The sequence below is a fragment of the Aliidiomarina iranensis genome, assembly GCF_003987135.1.
In the GTDB taxonomy this organism is placed as follows: Bacteria; Pseudomonadota; Gammaproteobacteria; order Enterobacterales; family Alteromonadaceae; genus Aliidiomarina; species Aliidiomarina iranensis.
In genome coordinates this window covers 97,992-113,583 of sequence record NZ_PIPJ01000007.1, presented here as the reverse complement: position 1 = coordinate 113,583, position 15,592 = coordinate 97,992, and the positions used below count along the sequence as shown (strand labels likewise).

The following is a 15,592-nucleotide window of genomic DNA, read 5'->3' as shown; positions in this document are numbered from 1 at the left end:
ACAAGCGCGAGTAAACAGGCATAAACAAAGAGCTGAGAATATCTCGGCTCTTTTTGTAAGAGGTAGAAAATGATAGACCACAAGCACCATGAACATCGGCGCGATGAACATGAACATGAGCACGATAGCCAGTGCGGCCATGAACACGGCGAAATCAGCGAACACGATGAGGAGCCGCAAGCGCTACTTATAGGCTATGGGGATATTGCCCAGCGCCTTGCACCCATGTTGCAAGAAATTGGCTTTGCGGTTACCGGCGTGCGCCGGCGGGCAACGGCAGCACCCGTTATAGAGGGAGTTACTGTGCAAAGTGGTGATGTGCAAGAAGCCGCTACGTGGAAAGAGCTGATGCGCTCATCATGGGATTTGATTGTGGTAACGCTCACTCCTTCCGAGTATAGCACTGTCGGTTATCATCAAGGCTATGTGTTGCCTATGCAGCATTTAGTAGCAGAGCTTCCAAGTTCCAGTGATACCCTGGTTCTTTACGTATCGAGCACCAGTGTTTATGGCCAGCGCGGCGGCGAATGGGTTGATGAAACCACACCTGCCGAGCCGAGCTCGAGCACCGGTGAGCAGCTATTGCTAGCAGAAGCCACATTAATGAATGGCCTTGCAGAAAAACAGGCCAAGTTAGCTATCGTGCGGGCCGCCGGCATTTATGGGCCAGGGCGTGAGCGCATGTATCGCGCTATTCAAGAAGGCAGTTACACCATTACGCCAGTATGGCATAACCGCATTCATGCCGATGATTTAGCGGGAGCGCTTGAGCATTTAGCGCTGGAACACTTTATGGGCGCTGAGCTTGATGAGGTGTATATTGCTTGCGAGAATCAGCCGTTGTTTGGCGAAGATTATGTACGCCACATCGCGAACCAGCTAGAGCTAGATGCCGAGCAGGTAATTGCTAACTTACCGAAAAGCAATGAAGTAGGAGCGCGCGGCAACAAGCGCCTGAGCAACAAACGCTTGCGCGCAACGGGTTGGCAACCACTCAGCGATTAAGCGTCCTTGTTCACTTTATAAATAAAATACACGGCATAAAAAATACAAATACCCAGCACAATGGCAAGGCCAGTAAATGAGAAGAAAATAACGGGATCTTGGAAAAATGCTTGTAGTAAGTTCATGGCAATGGCCCTCCGCTTTTTGCTATGAACCTAGTGTAGAATTTTCTGCCAACGCATTTGCTGATACAGATCAATAATTAGCTCGATGCTTTTCCTTTTTATAATGGTTAAACTAATTCAAAATAGCGCCAAGATAACAAAAGATTAGGGAAGCTCATGGCGAATGAATCGGTAAAAAAGTGGCGAGTAGCGCCAAGCCATATTGTGCTCGGCCCGGTAATCGCTGCAATTGTTCTCGCAGCGGTAACACTCTCAGGTATGCCTGCACCCGCAGCATGGACACTAGCCGTGGTGGTGTGGGTAGCGTGGTGGTGGATTACCGAAGCGCTACCCTTACCGGTAACTTCATTATTGCCATTTATTTTGTTGCCCTTGGGCGGCATTATTAGCTTTCAAGAATCAAGCCGAGCGTTGGGCGATCCAGTTATTATTCTCTTCATGGGTGCCTTCATGCTTGCCAAAGCGGTGGAAGCAAGCGGGGTGCATCGGCGCATGGCGCTCAATTTAGTGTCGCTTGTAGGCGCTTCCGATGGCCGCCGCTTAGTACTCTCGTTTATGTTGGCAGCTGCACTGCTTTCCATGTGGATATCCAACACCGCAGCGGTACTTGCCCTGTTACCCGTAGCCCTAGCCCTCGCTGAAGCAAGTGAAGATCACCGCTTTCAACGGGCATTGTTGCTGGGGTTAGCGTATTCAGCATCATTAGGCGGCGTCGCTACGTTAATTGGAACACCACCTAACCTCATTTTCGCCTCAATATACGAGCAAATATCTGGTGAATCATTCGGTTTCGCCCGCTGGATGAGCATTGGTATCCCTATGGTTGCGTTGGGCCTGCCGGTAATCGGCCTTTGGCTCACCCGCGGCCTTACGTTGAATGTGCCTCTAGAATTACCAAAGCTTGGGCGTATTAGTGTGTATGAAAAACGGGTTCTCATCGTGTTTGGTACCGTAATTTTTCTCTGGGTGTTTCGCACCGAACCTTTCGGCGGTTGGACAGCGCTAGTAGGCACACCGTTAGTGGGTGATTCCACCGTGGCTCTCGCCGGCGTAGTTGCCATGTTTATGGTGAGTAATGGCCGTGAAGGGCGTTTACTTACTTGGGAGCAGGCGGTGGATATTCCTTGGGGTATCTTACTACTATTCGCGGGTGGTATTTGCCTAGCGGCCGGCATTATGCAAAGTGGCTTGGGCGATATCATTGGTAGCGCACTGGGGAATTTCGGTGGCATGCCCATTTGGTTGTTCGTATTGCTGTTAACCTTAAGCGTTTCATTTTTAACCGAAGTAACATCGAACACAGCTACAGCTACGCTACTAATGCCCATTTTAGCAGCAACGGCTATTGCCATCGATTTACCCATCGAAGTGCTTATGATACCAGCCGCTATTGCCTGTAGTTGTGCATTCTGTTTGCCGGTGGCTACCCCGCCAAACTCTATTGTATTTGCTTCACAAAAAGTAACTATCAAAGAAATGAGTCGAGAAGGTTTTGTGCTGAATATTGCACTAGCGTTGATAACCACCTTGGTGGTGATGGTGTTTGTTTGGTAGCAACTTAAAGCAAAAGCTAATCAGCCGTAAGCCTTTGCCCTTCAAACGCTTTTAAGAGTGTAAAACCATGAGTTTTGCTAGCCTAATATGGCGAGGAAAAATAATAACCTGGGCGTTTAACGTAAATAAATATCGCTTGTTTTCGCGGCCTGTTTGCAATAGGATTACCGCAAAAGTTAAACGGCATAACATCGCATTAACAAAACCTTTCTAATAATAATCGGGCCACGGAATATGTCTAAGCTGAAACTGATCGCGGTTGGCGGCGCTTTAATCGTTAGTTTCCCAGCAATAGCGGAAGATGAATTAAAAACCTACCGTTCTTTTGTTGGGTACACCGGCTTGTTCCACACGCCTAATGCGGAAGTGTTACCCCGTGGCTACTTCGATTTCGGTTACAATAATCAGCTCGATTTTCGTGGTCAGCAGTACATTGATGGCCACAACTTCGTTTTAACAGCAGGGATTTACGAGGGTTTAGAAATCAGCGGCATGGTAGCTTCGAACACCATGAACGACAATTTGTTTTCTCGGAATATTCCGCGGCCACAAAAGCGTGATTTATCCTTTAATTTCAAGTACCAACTACCATTGATTCCGCAGAATTGGTTTTCAGTGGCGGTAGGTGCAAAAGATATCGGTGGCGCTGCAAATAACTACGAAACCTATTATGCTGCGGCCTCAAAAAGTTGGGGCGATTTCCGCTTTTCTGCCGGTATAGGCAGCAACGATCGGCCCCATGGTCAAATGAACGGTGCCTTTGCTGGTGTTGAATGGCTGCCGTGGGATTGGTTTGCGCTGCAAGTTGAGCACGATGCCGAAGCGGTGAATGCCGGTGCTCGATTAACCATTCCGGAGCGCTGGCTGTTTGATTTAGCCAGCGTTACCTTAACCAGCCGTTTCTCTAGCAGCACGGATATTGCTGAAGATGAAATCTTCTGGGGTATTAACATCAATGTCCCATTTTCACGCCAAGCGCGGGGCTTAAACCCGTATTCTGAAACCACAGCGGCTGCGGCAGAAACGCCACTGCCGGTAGAAGAGATGGTGGCAGAAAGAGTGGTGTCTGGCACTGCTTCCTCTGGCACCGCCTCCTCGGATCAGAATTCCGCTGCAAACAACGCCAGTGCTATTGCTGCACTGAGCGATACCTCAAGAGCATCGAGCGGTAACGCGCAAACGAGTGATAGTGAAGCCACTCCCAGCATTGCGAGAACACAGCAACGCGGCAGTACAACAAGCTATGCACCAGAAGTACCAGGCGCTAGTGATGAAAGCACCGCACGGGAAGAGCTGAATATTCATAAAAACATAGATTATCGCAATGCGCTTTTTGCGCAAACACAGAGTTTGCGTTCGGCTTTGCTAAACGATGGATTTGAAGGTGTGAGCGTAGGTTTCAATCAAACACCACATATTGTGGTTGAATTTGAGAACCATGTTTTTAATCGCAACGATATTGATGCACTAGGCATGGTGATGGGGCGCATCAGTGAGCATGTTTATGAAATGGGCGCAAAATTCAGTGTTCAACTGGTTACCAATGGGCTACCTATGCTCGCGATCACTGGCGATGTAGGAAATTATCGTAGTTTCATTAATGGCGAAGCTGAACCTAATTTAAGTGTTCAGCGTGGGCGCATGGCGCCAGTGAGTGGCATTGCATGGCCGGGCATGGCGGGTGCCAATTCACCCTATTTTAAACCGCGCCTTACTGTCGGGCCGAATCTTTCTAGCCGTGTAGCCACTGAATTAGGTGTCCTTGATTATTCCTTGGCATTAGATGCAAATGTGCAAGTGCCTATGTGGCGTGGTGGTGGTTTGAGTGTAAGCGGGCAGGCCCACTTAACGAATACGGATGATTACGATCGTGGGAGTTCCTTTGCACGCTTTGTGCAGCGTGATGGCCTTACCCACGCCACGTTATATCAAGCACTGGAGCTGCCTTATGGCATCTACTACATGGGACACGTTGGTTTCTTCCGCGAATTTAATGATTTCGTTGGTGTAAAACATGAATTTATGTGGCAAAGCCGCAACGGCCGCCACCATCTCGGTGCCGAATACGCATACTTCGAGTATACCGATTTTGATCTTTGGACCGAGTACTCAACGGCTTCATACCGCTACAATTGGGTTGAGAAAGATATCAGTTTCCACGCTACTGCCGGCCGCTTCTTCTATGGTGATGAAGGTGCAAAAGCGGAAACACGATTCTGGTTTGGTGATAGCTATGTTGTGCTATTCGTACAATCAACCGATGTTGATGTAGCCGGCATAGGCTTTAGCATTCCGCTATCACCACGAAAAGATTTCCGGTCAACTCGTTATGGCCAAGTTAAGGGCAACAGTGCTTGGCGCCATGCGATCGGAACGCGCATTGGTGAAGATACCAACGACATAACTATCGGCCGGGCATTGCAACACAGTACGCCACAAGATTTGGAAACCACATTCTTTAACCAAGGCCGGTTATCGCCACTTTACGTGCAAAATAATCTGTATCGTTTGCGTGAAGTTTATTTAACTTATCGTGGTGGTGTTAACTAATTGAAATAATTCAAAAGTAATATGCTAAATGACAATGCGTAAAATGTAGCGTAAAGGTTAGAAAATATATGGGTACAGAGTGGACTTCTACCATTTATGTAACTATATTAAAGAGAGTAAAAAAGAATAAAGCTTTGCTGGTATCTTCAAGTGCTCAAATTGTAGTAATCAATGGGTAACGGAATACTAGATGCGAATGTTTTTAGTTGGCGATGGTGAATTTGCGGTGGTGAATTAGCAGCGTTAGTTTTTCGGCGCGTAAGGGCCAGCGTTTACAAAGGCGAAGGGCTTAGGGCGAAGAGCCGAGAATCAAGGCTTAGAGCGAAGAGCAATGCGAAGGGCGTATAGCGAGGTGCTTACAGCGAAGAGCAAAATGCCAATAACATTGGTCAGTGCGAAAAACTCACGCAAGCCCTAACGCAAGCCAGAATGCAAAAAAGAACACAATTTGCCAAATAAAAAGAACACAATTTGCGAAATAAATAAATGAACAATGATGTTCAAAGAATCATAATCACTCAATCGGTAAATAGTAAGGTCAACTCATGATTACAACAAAATTAAAACATGCCGCGTTACTCGCAGCACTTTCACTCGCTTTAACCGGGTGCTTTAGTGGTAGCCCAAATCCAAGAACTGACGGCGGCGGTGATGGTGGCGGCCCAACCCAGCCAACTGATCCAGTTGTTGTAGCGCCAGAGCAACCAGAAGCGTTAGCCGTTGTTGTGAACGGTAACATCGTTGATGCAGGCACATTGAATGTGTTGGAATCAGCCACTATTGCGTTCCGTGAAGATGGTGCCGCTTCCGACAGCGTAGCGACTGTAAACGGTGAACCAGTAACTCAAATCACCGTTGAAGAAGGCAGCTTCAGCTTTACCTTACGTGATGGCGCAAGCCCTGACGTAGTGCGCCTGTTGGTAACAGCTGATGGTTACTTCCCGAAAGCATTTAATATTGACTTTACCAGTGGTGAAGCGGAAATCGAATCATTGCTAACACTTGTTGCCCAAGCAGGCGACGATGTGGCCGTTGATTCAGCGGAAGATGATGTAGCAGATGCCACAACGGCAGCGGCGATTACAGCAACAGCTGATTCCGCCAATGCAGGTGGTGAAGCTACGGTTCCTGCGGGCACGCAACTACGTGATTCAGCAGGTAACGCAGTGACAGGTACTTCGGTAACCTTGAATGTGGGCGCTATCAACCCACAATCCAATACTTCCGGCTCTGCCATTCCAGATGGTTTGAGTTCAGGTGTGGATGGTCAGGTTGCGGTGCCAGTTGGCGTAGTGGATGTCACCATGCGTGATAACCTAGGCACCAACATCAAGAGCTTCAGCAACCCAATTAACGTAAGCCTACGCTTACCGACAACTACCCTAGGGCCAAATGGTGTTGACCCAATCGAAACGGGCGATGAGTTTCAATTATCATCATTTGATGAAGAAACAGGTGAGTGGGCTATCGAAGATACTAATGCCGTAGTTGGTGCGCTTAATGGCGCAGGCACAGCTTACACTGCTTCGTTTGAAACCGATCACTTAACGCTTTTCGCAGCGGCAACCAATCCAGCGGTTTGTACTAGTACGTTCACCCTCAATCTTAGTGGCGATGTACCTGGGCTTTATGGTTTAAGTCTGCAGTCTACAAGTAGAGGGTTTACTTATTACTTCAATGGTACAACAGTTACGTTAGATCAATCGTTCATGTCGAGATGGGGCATTGCCGCTAATGCGGAGGCCGAGGTGAGTATAATAGGGCCAGCTGGTAACGCATGGGGTTCTTCTGATGGTTTGGTTTCAATTTGTGGTAATACTTTGAATTTGACACTAGAAAACCCTGTAGCCAGCACTGTTGAAGAAGCGGTTACGGTAACCGCCGTATGTTCTAACGATGATGAAGTGCGCACGAACATTGCGAACGCTGAAGTTAAGTATCGTGAAACGGGCTCAGGCTCTATCCGTGCAACAGCACGCGGTGTTTCTGGTGAAGCAGGCTCGTATCAACTCGTTGATTTGAACGCCGATGCTGATTCGTACACAGTGAGTGTTAATCCTCGCTTAGAAGGCGTAGCACCATTCACACAAACCATCACGCCAGATGGTGAAGATGAAACTATCGAGTTCAACATTACTTGTCCTACAGTGACAGGCACAGGTACTGGCGGCGGTTAATACCTCGCACAACTTGAGTTGATATTAGTGAAAGCCTCCAAATTGGAGGCTTTTTTATGGGTGATGGAATTTTATAAATATATAAAGGAAGTGGGTGCTTATAAGCAATAAACCATAACTCGGAAATTGTAAATATGTAAATTTTTGGGTTAAAAAGTAACATTGAATTCAATGTTGCGGTAGACTAATCCACAAATCATAAAATTTAACATCTAGATTATCCCATAGCGTTAGGGTTTAATAAACCGAGCGCGCTTATTTAGCTACTCATAAAGGTTAACCCATGATTACAACAAAATTAAAACATGCCGCGTTACTCGCAGCACTTTCACTCGCTTTAACCGGGTGCTTTAGTGGTAGCCCAAATCCAAGAACTGACGGCGGCGGTGATGGTGGCGGCCCAACTGAGCCAACTGATCCAGTTGTTGTAGCGCCAGAGCAACCAGAAGCTTTAGCCGTTGTTGTGAATGGTAACATCGTTGATGCAGGCACATTGAATGTGTTGGAATCAGCCACTGTTAGCTTCCGTGAAAATGGTGCCGCTTCCGACAGCGTAGCGACTGTAAACGGTGAACCAGTAACTCAAATCACCGTTGAAGAAGGCAGCTTCAGCTTTACCTTACGTGATGGCGCAAGCCCTGACGTAGTGCGCTTGTTGGTAACAGCTGATGGTTACTTCCCGAAAGCATTTAATATTGACTTTACCAGTGGTGAAGCCGAAATCGAATCATTGCTAACACTTGTTGCTCAAGCAGGCGATGATGTGGCCGTTGATTCAGCTGAAGACGACGTGACAGATGCCACAACAGGTGCTGCCATTACAGCAACAGCCGATTCTGCGAATGCAGGTGCTGAAGCTACCGTTCCTGCGGGCACGCAACTACGTGATTCAGCAGGTAACGCAGTGACAGGTACTTCGGTAACCTTGAATGTGGGCGCTATTAACCCACAATCCAATAGTTCCGGCTCTGCTATTCCAGATGGTTTGAGTTCAGGTGTGGATGGTCAGGTTGCGGTACCAGTGGGCGTCGTAGATGTCACCATGCGTGATAACGAAGGCACCAACATTAAGAGCTTTAGTAATCCGATCAACGTAAGCATGCGCTTACCGGCATCTACCCTAGGGCCAAATGGTGTTGACCCAATTGAAACCGGCGACGAGTTCCAGTTATCATCATTTGATGAAGAAACTGGCGAATGGGCTATTGAAGATACCAATGCAGTAGTTGGTGCGCTTAACGGTGCAGGTACAGCCTACACCGCTTCATTTGAAACCGACCACTTGACGTTATTTTCAGCAACAGCATCAAGTGCAGTATGTACTAGTGCATTCCTTGCAAACAACTCGGGTGATACTGGTGGAATAGGAGGTTATGTTCTTTTTAAATCTTCAACTGGAAATACTGCACAGCGCTTGCCACGCCCGTTTACAAGCTTTACTATACCGAGTATTCAACTGCAGAGAGCTGGTGTTTCAGCAACGGGACAAGCAGAGGTAAGCGTTATAGACCCGTTAGGTGGTATTTGGTATGAAAGTGACGGCTTGGTGCAGATTTGTGGTGGTACGTTGAATGCGCGGCTAGTTAACCCACTAGCGACTACTTTTGATGAAGCGGTTACGGTAACCGCCGTATGTTCAAACGATGATGACGTGCGTACTAACGTTGCAAACGCTGAAGTTAAGTATCGCGAAACGGGCTCAGGCTCTATCCGTGCAACAGCGCGTGGTGTCTCTGGTGAAGTAGGCTCGTACCAATTAGTTGGTTTGAATGCCGATACTGATTCGTACACAGTGAGTGTTAATCCTCGCTTAGAAGGCGTAGCACCATTTACACAAACCATCACGCCAGATGGTGAAGATGAAACGATCGAGTTCAACATTACTTGTCCTACAGTGACAGGCACAGGTACTGGCGGCGGTTAATACCTCGCATAACTTGAGTTAAACAATAAAAAAGCCTCCGAACGGAGGTTTTTTATTGGGCCATCCATGGCCCTTCGCCCTGCGGGCGCACTCGCGATGCTCGCGCGTCCAAAACGGCCATCCTGCCGTTTTGTCGAACGAAGGGTTCTCACCAAATCCTCTCTCTCCGCCAGATACAAAAAAATCGCCACAAGGGCGATTCTTTCGTATCTGGCGGAGAGAGAGGGATTCGAACCCTCGATACGGGGTTACCGTATACACACTTTCCAGGCGTGCGCCTTCAGCCGCTCGGCCACCTCTCCGTAAGGCGCGTATGTTATGGAATTCGGGCTTAGGAATCAAGAGAAACTATAAATTTTCACAACACGCTCTGTTGCAAGCACACAATTTAAGCGCTTGTTTACATTTACTTACACTTTATTGATATACAAAAAGTACAGTTACCAATACAAAGAAATACCCATATACCCTTCGGTGTAATCTTCCCGCGCAACACCCAAGCGAATATCCCAATCGTCACCGTGGCTTACTCGGGCATCACAGCGAAAACCCCACTGATTCGAAGCATTACCCTGTTGAAATTGCGTTTCGCATCTTACTTTACTTTGGTCACCAGCAAAGGCATATGTAAAGCCAAGCTTTGGCATGAGCGCAAACTCGTTGCCCCGTTCATCACGTTCATTAATTTGCGCGTCAACCATAGCGTAAAGGCGAGCGCTACCTACATGCCAAGCTTTCCCTAAACCACCCCGAACGAAGAACCGAAGATCTTGGCCTGCATCGGCAAGATAATTTCTCTCCCAACCACCTCTTAGCATCCAAGCTCGGCCACCATCCCCCGATAAGCCGGTTGGGTTTATATTCATGCTCTCAATATTTACCGCCCAAAGCTTCGCCACCTCAATGTCCCTATGCTCATGCCATCTTAGGCTCAACTCGCCCATTGATAGCGCTGAATTTGGAGCCTTGCCTGCATCAGGCGTGAGCATATCGTAGTAGGCTATGCGATAGGTGAAATCGAATCCCGCGCCGAATTCACTATTATGAATCATATGCGGCCGAAGCATCGAGCCGCCCATGCCTTCATGGGGCGGCGTAGCTGCAGAGGGTGAAAACGCAACAGCCCCAGCCGGTAGCCGCATGCGAGCAAGCAATACTTGATTCTTTAACTGCTTTAAGCTCTCATCAGCACGATTCTGGCTGATTAAAAATTCATAATAATCAATGAGCACGGTAACCACGCGCGCTTTGCTCGCATCGGTTAAATTCAGGTATGTAGATTGCTCAAGGCCAAGCGAATCTACCCATTCTTCAGCGGCGCTGCGCTCAAGTTCTGTGAGCTGCAAAAATTTATGCCGGAATCGGCTTTGCCGTGATTCAATGTGGCGAATCCCTTTTACTGCGGGCTCGCCGGTAATCGTACTATCCACCAACCGATCTACAACGGCGATCGGGAAAACGAATGGCTCATTACGCGACATAATCGGTTCATCAAGCACTAACTCTAAAGTTCGCCCCAAATGATAGGCACAATTACGGTGGGTAAAATAATAGGTATAGGCCGTGTTGAGTAACTCCCAATTATGCGCGGCTAACAAATAGGCCTGCTCAGCGGTAACGTTTAATTCATATTCCCATAAATCACGCAATTCGGCTTCTGAGTAGTTGAGGTTATAACGATAAAAGTGTGAGGCGCTGTAGGTGGCTTGGTAGCCACCAAATAAACCTTTCAGAATGTAAACCACTGGGTTTTCATCATCGGCTACCGAGGCACCAAAATTTAAGCTGTTATTTAGTAAATCAGCACCGAAATTATCAGCGTGAGTGTTGTTTTTCAATAATAGATGGCCGTAAAAAGAGGCTGGGTTTCCTAAAAATCCATCGGCAAAAATAAGGCTGGAGGATTCTAATCTTGTTACTTCGGCCCAATCCTTAAAATCACTACAAGATGCAGCCGCAACATTTTCTAATAAGCCTTGATTTTGTAGCCAAAAAAATCGAGCAGGGTAGCGGCATTGGGGGTGATCAGCGGTATCAGGATGATCACTTGCAAACAACGCAAGCGTTGCGATTAGCTCTGCATGAGCATTTGTACGGCCATTATCGGCAACAAAGAAACTTTGATTCTCGATTTCGCTGGTGTTTCCATTTTTTGGAATGTGTAGAAGGTTTTGCCAATCGGGGTGCTCAGCTAGCACTTGCAGGCGCGCTGCTGAAGGTGAGGCGCTTGCTTCTGCAGTAATGGGAATTAAAGCTGAAGATAAAATAAGAATCGGTAAAACTGAAAGCAAAAAGGCGGTAAACCTCATGGAAATTCCCGAACTGCAATTAAAAAAAGTATCTAGGCTGAATAAAAAAAGCGGCACTTTGTAATGTGCCGCATATGTTTAGCGTAGTTTTGTTATCCATGTTGCAAGCCTATTAGTTGCAAGCCTATTAGCTGCAACCCTATTAGTTGCAACTAATAAAGCTGCACCAATAAGGCTTCACCAATAAAGCCGAATTAACAAAACTGCATTAGCCAGTGGATATTGAAAACGCTTAGCTTAATGTGCAAGCCGCTTCTGTAACATAGAACAAAGCTTCAGCTTTTTGCTCTTGAGTTAAGGTTACAAATTCTTCGTTGCCCATAACATCAGCAAAGTTACTACGAATGGTTGTTACCGCTGGTTGCGCTGCAGTTTCACATTGCATTAAGCTTAACATCGCTTGTAGGTGGGCACCTTCACCTTGGGCAATTTCTTCTTCCAAATTCGCGTATGAATCAGTAACAAATTGCGCTGCAACAATACGGTTACCATTACAGCTATTTGGTGAAACAGAGGCTGACGTTACCGCTGTTGTTCCCAAATCCCAGATGATGTTTGAAATCGCAGCCACAGTTTCGTGATCTGGAAAAATTAAAGCACCAATACCACAATCTAACCATGGGTTTAAGCCACCGAAAGGGTCGCTTTGAGCTTCAGCTGGTGCTGAAATTGCCGATACGGTAAGAGCTAACAAACCTGCAGATAATATTTTTTTCATTTTTATTCCCTTTTATATTGTCCACTATCACTGCTTTTACGTGCAGTTTCATGCCTTGCAAAATAGGCAAAGCGCGGCTCAATTTACCATTCTTTTTGCTTTAGTAAATAGCCCGGCGAAAGTAAATTTTCACAAATCATTTACCAGAATGGGAATGAATTTGAAATTCACCCCCATAGCGGTGTTGATAGGGCTAATTTTCGCTACTCTTTTTCGCCACGTTTTTTGCAACTCTTTTTTCGCAACTATTTTTTGCAATTCAAAGCAGCTCCGCATGGGCGGCATGGGTTGCCGGCGCCCAAACGCTTTGCTGAACGTAGCCGATATGAGGCAATTGCATCATCCACATACAAAGGCGAGATTGGCCAATACCGCCGCCAACGGTTTGCGGCAGTTTTTCGGCAAGCAGCTGTTGGTGCCAAGGCTGTTCAGCAGCCTGAGAGCTACCGGAAGCCTGTAATTGCCTCAACAATGAGGCCCGATCAACACGGATGCCCATAGAGCTCAGTTCTAATGATTTACCAAGTACTGGGTTCCATACCAAAATATCGCCATTCAGCTGCCAATCATCATAATCCGGTGCGCGCACATCGTGAGCTTTACCATCACTTAAAGCGCCGCCAATGCCTTGTAAGAATACGGCGCCAAACTCTTCGGTAATGGCATGTTCGCGCTCCTTCGCGGTAAGCTCTGGATAACGCCCAAGCAAATCTTCTGTGGTTACGAAGTGAATTTCTGCTGGCAATTTTAATATTGGCTCACGGGTTTTGAAGGTTTCGGTGTAGCTCAATAATGTTTCCTTTAAGGCACCATAAATTTTTCGCACCGTTGCGTGTAACTTAGCCTCTGTGCGGGCGCTGCGCGCAATCACTTGTTCCCAATCCCATTGGTCCACTAAAACCGAGTGAATTTCCGATAGTGCCTCTTCATCAGGGCGTAAGGCTTTCATCTGCGCCACAATACCCTCGCCATCGGCAAATTCGTAGCGGCCGAGTACACCGCGTTTCCACTTGGCTAAAGAATGCACAACCTCATATTGATGTTGTAACGAGCTCACGGATACTTGCACGGCCTTTTCATAACCGGAGAGTGTATCTTGGGTGCCATGGGTGGGATCTGTTAACAAAGGCGCTTGCACTTCAGTTAGTTTAAGAGCAGCACAGAGTTGCTCGGTAAAGGTATGTTTAATATAACGAATTTCTTGCTGGCGGCTAATAAAACTGGCTTTCATGATCTTTCTCCAATACATGTTTGATGTATTAGTTTTATCGTTAAAGCACACCTTTATTCAACACTCATTTGTTAATTTGCTATTGTGCTGTAAATTATTTAAATAAATAGGCTATATTGTTAGAAAATATCTACCTCACGTTAGTAATTAGGATGATTAAGTAGATGATCGATAAATTAGATAAAAGCATTTTGAACGCGTTAGCCGAAAACGCCCGGCAATCTTATGCGGAAATTGCCAAAGATAATCATGTTTCGCCAGCAACCATTCACGTGCGCGTGGAGAAAATGCGTAAGGCAGGCATCATTACCGGGGCCAAACTAGCTATAGATGCGAAAAAGTTAGGTTACGATATCACCTGTTTCATTGGTATTACGCTCCGCCAAGCGGGCGATTATCCCTCTGCGTTAAAAAAGCTCGAGGCACTGCCCGAAGTGATTGAGGCCTATTACACAACCGGCCAATACAGCGTGTTCATCAAGGTAATGGTGCGTAATATCGAGGATTTACAGAAGATGTTGATTGAGCGCTTACAAGTTATTGATGAGATTCAATCTACGGAAACCTTGATATCCCTGCAAAGCCCAATTCAACGCAGCATTCTCGCGTAGCATTAGCCCCGCTTCCGGGGCGTTTGGCATGGTGGTTGCGATAAGCCCGCACTTGCATGTTTTATACACTGATTTGGGAATTGTGAAGTGTTTTTAAAAGCTGTAGGCTTAACTAGTGAAATAATAGAACAATAACAAAATAAAAGGATACCCCATGCGCTGGATAGCTCACTTCATTCTTTCTGCTTTTTTAATCACTACTGTAACATTAGCTGCAACCCTAACTGCAACACTACTCAGTGCTCCCGCCATCGCCCAAACAGATGATGAACGCACAATGCGCCATGCGATCATGGCTTACACTGAAAAGGATTTCAGCTCAGCGTTTGCGCAGATGCAAGCATATCTCCCGCTAGCGAGCGCCGATGCCGCCTATTATTTGGGGTTGATGAGCATTGAAGCACAAGGCGCGGATTATGATCCGGTAAGTTCCCTTGCGTATTTGCAGGCGGCAAGCGAATGGAATCATCCAGATGCTGAGCATATGGCGCAGCAGATTGAGCCTCATCTTAATGCTGAAGAGCTTGCGCAAGCAGAGGCACAATTTGCAGCGTTGCAAAATCAAGTGGAAGTGCTTTTAGATTACGAAAGATTCGCAGAAAAAGAGCTACCGCGGCCAGAACGCACTCGTGCTAGAGCACCGCGGTATCCCCGTGATTATGCTGCTCGTAGGATGGAAACTTGGTTAACGGTGATGCAAGTTGTTTCACCAGAAGGAAAAGTGATAACAGCCTTACCTGTTGAAAATGTACCAAGAGAGTTTATCCGCGAATATAACCGTGTTGAAGGTGCCTGGCGTTATGAAGAAGTAGAGAAGCCGTACCCGCTTTCAGTAAGGCTATTGTTCGAAATAGAAACCGCGAAGGATGACGAATACGAAACCATTAACGATATTTATGAGCAAACCCTCAGCCTCGCCATGGCCGGCGTGCCAGAACAGCAGATGTATTTAACATTATTAGCGAGCACACGTGGCGCTCGGCTTGAGCATGAAGGATTACTGCAGGCATCGGATAACTCACGGGATTGGCTTGAGCGTGCGGCTCGGGGTGGTTACCGAACTGCGCAGCGCTACTTAGCTATTCACTCAAGCTCTAGGGTTTGGGGTGAATACTTGGTTTCTCAAGGTGATTTAACGGCGATGGCATTTTATGGCACCAAACTTTACACCTTTGCCGCTGATCCCGAGCTTGCCGCTTACGGAGAAGAGCTTGTTCGCGAAGCGGCGGCAGCCGGTAACGAGAATGCAAAAGCGATCTTAGCTCATTTTTAAGGATGAGCTTTGAACGGTTCGCGGGGGCTGTGCGCCTAGCAAGCGGAACGAGCCATTTGCCGTGCTAGGAGCAGGGAGCTGGGAGCTAGGGGCTGGGCGCTACCCCAGCAGCCCC

The 15,592-nt window shown here is 47.1% G+C and carries 11 protein-coding genes and 1 tRNA gene; 7 read left to right on the top strand and 5 right to left on the bottom strand.

Translation table 11 applies throughout. The features are described 5' to 3' along the window. Positions 1–69 precede the first annotated feature (69 nt). Positions 70–1,005, top strand: a complete 936-nt coding sequence (locus CWE08_RS09555; RefSeq protein WP_126767808.1) for an NAD-dependent epimerase/dehydratase family protein — start codon at positions 70–72, stop codon at positions 1,003–1,005. Here CWE08_RS09555 and CWE08_RS09550 read toward each other — a convergent pair. Then, positions 1,002–1,130, bottom strand: coding sequence for a DUF3149 domain-containing protein (locus CWE08_RS09550; RefSeq protein WP_126767807.1), 129 nt, complete (start codon positions 1,128–1,130; stop codon positions 1,002–1,004). The genes CWE08_RS09555 and CWE08_RS09550 overlap by 4 nt on opposite strands. A 156-nt stretch (positions 1,131–1,286) precedes the next feature. Here CWE08_RS09550 and CWE08_RS09545 point away from each other — a divergent pair, with 156 nt between their 5' ends. From CWE08_RS09545 to CWE08_RS09525, 4 genes are all read left to right on the top strand, one after another. After that, complete coding sequence (locus CWE08_RS09545; RefSeq protein ID WP_126767805.1) at positions 1,287–2,684, top strand: SLC13 family permease; 1,398 nt, start codon at positions 1,287–1,289, stop codon at positions 2,682–2,684. A 234-nt stretch (positions 2,685–2,918) separates the two neighbouring features. Beyond that, entirely contained in the window at positions 2,919–5,234 is a 2,316-nt protein-coding gene (locus CWE08_RS09535) for a YjbH domain-containing protein (RefSeq protein WP_241973877.1), read from the top strand. Positions 5,235–5,779: 545 nt separating this feature from the next. Further along, a complete protein-coding gene (locus tag CWE08_RS09530; protein WP_126767803.1) occupies positions 5,780–7,411 on the top strand; it encodes a hypothetical protein in 1,632 nt (543 codons plus the stop codon). A gap of 283 nt (positions 7,412–7,694) precedes the next feature. Further along, positions 7,695–9,335 carry a hypothetical protein gene (locus CWE08_RS09525; protein ID WP_126767802.1) on the top strand — a complete coding sequence of 547 codons (1,641 nt, stop codon included), beginning with the start codon at positions 7,695–7,697 and terminating at the stop codon, positions 9,333–9,335. Between the two features lie 211 nt (positions 9,336–9,546). Here the strand turns inward: CWE08_RS09525 and CWE08_RS09520 are convergent. The 4 genes from CWE08_RS09520 to asnA form a co-directional block, all read right to left on the bottom strand. Beyond that, a tRNA-Ser gene (locus CWE08_RS09520) sits at positions 9,547–9,637 on the bottom strand. Between the two features lie 138 nt (positions 9,638–9,775). Further along, positions 9,776–11,644, bottom strand: coding sequence for an Lnb N-terminal periplasmic domain-containing protein (locus CWE08_RS09515; protein ID WP_126767800.1), 1,869 nt, complete (start codon positions 11,642–11,644; stop codon positions 9,776–9,778). Between the two features lie 232 nt (positions 11,645–11,876). Then, positions 11,877–12,362, bottom strand: coding sequence for a DUF3015 family protein (locus CWE08_RS09510; RefSeq protein WP_126767799.1), 486 nt, complete (start codon positions 12,360–12,362; stop codon positions 11,877–11,879). A 259-nt stretch (positions 12,363–12,621) separates the two neighbouring features. Further along, positions 12,622–13,593 carry an aspartate--ammonia ligase gene (gene asnA / locus CWE08_RS09505; protein WP_126767797.1) on the bottom strand — a complete coding sequence of 324 codons (972 nt, stop codon included), beginning with the start codon at positions 13,591–13,593 and terminating at the stop codon, positions 12,622–12,624. A gap of 164 nt (positions 13,594–13,757) precedes the next feature. On the opposite strand from asnA, the gene asnC reads away from it, so the two are divergent. Together asnC and CWE08_RS09495 are read left to right on the top strand one after the other, a co-directional pair. Beyond that, positions 13,758–14,204, top strand: a complete 447-nt coding sequence (gene asnC / locus CWE08_RS09500) for a transcriptional regulator AsnC (protein ID WP_126767796.1) — start codon at positions 13,758–13,760, stop codon at positions 14,202–14,204. 154 nt (positions 14,205–14,358) lie between these two features. Then, positions 14,359–15,477: a hypothetical protein gene (locus CWE08_RS09495; RefSeq protein WP_126767794.1), complete on the top strand. Its 1,119-nt coding sequence runs from the start codon at positions 14,359–14,361 to the stop codon at positions 15,475–15,477. Positions 15,478–15,592 lie beyond the last annotated feature (115 nt).

Coding starts and splice junctions, on each gene's coding strand:
- CWE08_RS09555 (WP_126767808.1), top strand. CDS start 70: ATGATAGACCACAAGCACCATGAACATCGGCGCGATGAACATGAACAT.
- CWE08_RS09550 (WP_126767807.1), bottom strand. CDS start 1,130: ATGAACTTACTACAAGCATTTTTCCAAGATCCCGTTATTTTCTTCTCA.
- CWE08_RS09545 (WP_126767805.1), top strand. CDS start 1,287: ATGGCGAATGAATCGGTAAAAAAGTGGCGAGTAGCGCCAAGCCATATT.
- CWE08_RS09535 (WP_241973877.1), top strand. CDS start 2,919: ATGTCTAAGCTGAAACTGATCGCGGTTGGCGGCGCTTTAATCGTTAGT.
- CWE08_RS09530 (WP_126767803.1), top strand. CDS start 5,780: ATGATTACAACAAAATTAAAACATGCCGCGTTACTCGCAGCACTTTCA.
- CWE08_RS09525 (WP_126767802.1), top strand. CDS start 7,695: ATGATTACAACAAAATTAAAACATGCCGCGTTACTCGCAGCACTTTCA.
- CWE08_RS09515 (WP_126767800.1), bottom strand. CDS start 11,644: ATGAGGTTTACCGCCTTTTTGCTTTCAGTTTTACCGATTCTTATTTTA.
- CWE08_RS09510 (WP_126767799.1), bottom strand. CDS start 12,362: ATGAAAAAAATATTATCTGCAGGTTTGTTAGCTCTTACCGTATCGGCA.
- asnA (WP_126767797.1), bottom strand. CDS start 13,593: ATGAAAGCCAGTTTTATTAGCCGCCAGCAAGAAATTCGTTATATTAAA.
- asnC (WP_126767796.1), top strand. CDS start 13,758: ATGATCGATAAATTAGATAAAAGCATTTTGAACGCGTTAGCCGAAAAC.
- CWE08_RS09495 (WP_126767794.1), top strand. CDS start 14,359: ATGCGCTGGATAGCTCACTTCATTCTTTCTGCTTTTTTAATCACTACT.